The sequence below is a fragment of the Pseudomonas sp. GW821-FHT07F05 genome (assembly GCF_059418765.1).
This window is the reverse complement of sequence record NZ_JBWKQL010000030.1, coordinates 1-1587: the sequence shown is the minus strand read 5'-3', so window position 1 is coordinate 1587 and position 1587 is coordinate 1. Positions and strand designations below refer to the sequence as shown.

The 1587-nt window shown below is 49.6% G+C and carries 2 protein-coding genes and 1 pseudogene; all 3 read left to right on the top strand.

What is annotated here, in order from left to right; translation table 11 throughout:
• Positions 1 to 606: pseudogene (locus AC07RO_RS27050) on the top strand (hypothetical protein); the annotation flags it as partial.
• A 58-nt stretch (positions 607 to 664) separates the two neighbouring features.
• Entirely contained in the window at positions 665 to 1084 is a 420-nt protein-coding gene (locus AC07RO_RS27045; protein WP_495007990.1) for a hypothetical protein, read from the top strand.
• A 192-nt stretch (positions 1085 to 1276) separates the two neighbouring features.
• A partial coding sequence (locus AC07RO_RS27040; RefSeq protein WP_495087545.1) for an RHS repeat domain-containing protein occupies positions 1277 to 1587 on the top strand: 311 nt, incomplete at its 3' end.

The following is a 1587-nucleotide window of genomic DNA, read 5'->3' as shown; positions in this document are numbered from 1 at the left end:
GGCGCGACTGAAAAGACTGACGACATTAACCCTGAGGTCGAGCCATGGCTTCACTGGTTGGTCGGCGGGATTGGGTTCGGTAGCGCTGTGGTCCTAACGTCGCCCCTCGTAGCGATCACTGCATTTATAGACGGTGCGGTACTCGGGGGGATTGGCAGTATCTTAGGTGGCCGATGGTTCGGGGAAGACTCGAATGAGCAGAAGGTCATGGCGTTCAGTGGGGCGCTTGTGGGAGGCTGGTTTGGCGCGCGGTATGAGGTGCAAACTCGGGGTATTGGATCGAATCTAGCCAATATCAAGGTCGTGCCTAGGACGCCGAAGGCTTCTTTTGGGAAGGCGACGTCAGATGATTATCGAGCTACCTTTTTCGAAGCCAATCCTGAGTCAAAGGGTAAGGTGGTTGTCCATCATGCTGTGGAGCAGCAGGTCCAAAAGCGGTACCCTGATTTAGTGAAAACCGAGGAACTCCACTCCCTTGAAAATCTTCGCGGAATACCTAAAGAAAAAAATTCAGAGCTGCATTTGAGTACAATACGAAAAGAGTGGAACAGGTTTTATAGGGAAAATGCTTCGCCTACGAAGCAGCAGTTGTTAGAAGGCAACTGAGATCGATAACATGATTGGCTCTCAATTTGATCCGCCAATACGATAAATAGGAATTAATATGTTTTATTTTGTTGAGCCTGAGGTTGCTGGTGGATTGGGTGATGGTACTATCGTCGATACCAATTCTCATCCTCCGGTAGTTAGCAGTCTTGAATACCGCTTTGAAGGATGGCTTGGCGATAATCTGTTAGAAAGCTTCCCCTGCTTCATCATTACCGAGTCCCTTGCTAAAAAACTTTTAGAATCAAAGCTAACAGGCACTACGTTTGCGCCAGTGTCCGTAACTAAATCAGAAGAATTTGTAGAGCTGCATCCACATATCTCTCTTCCGAAGTTTCTTTGGCTTAAAGTGGAAGGTAGTGCTGGAATCGATGATTTCGGTCTGTCGGTCGACCACCGCCTTGTTGTATCGCAGGCAGCGTTGGATGTTCTAAGGACTGCTCAACTTGATAATGCAGATATTGAAAAGTATCGATGATTCCGCGGCGTGCGGTCTCACCAAGACTTACTATTTCTTTTTTCAGTAGTGAGGAGAAGTAGATTCAAGCATCGTGGCGCGACTTTAGAGTTAGTGGCTATATAGAAATTACGAACTATAGAGTTATGGTTCTGTGGATCTTGTCTCCTAGTGTAGAACCGCTGGGAAACCATCGACGGTCAGCCGCGTGTTGTGGAGCATTGGACCAGCGATGGCGAGCACTCTAATTTTCGCTACGACTTCCAAAAGCGCACGTCCTGGGCAGTTGACGTCCTCGGCCGTGAGCTTGAAGTGCATTACAACGAGGATCGCCTTGTCATCGCCAGCCGCGATTATGGTGGCGAACGTTACGCCATGGACCTGGACGAAGCCGGCAACCTGATCGGCATCACGCTACCCGATGGCAATAAGCTGGCCTTCAAGTATGACGACTTCTCCCGCCTGATCGAAGAGACCGATCCGCTGGGCCGCCAGATCCGCTACAAACACCACCTCGGTACGAG

Bases quoted from the DNA above. Each gene is read 5' to 3' on its own strand.
- AC07RO_RS27045 (WP_495007990.1), top strand. From the start codon at position 665: ATGTTTTATTTTGTTGAGCCTGAGGTTGCTGGTGGATTGGGTGATGGT.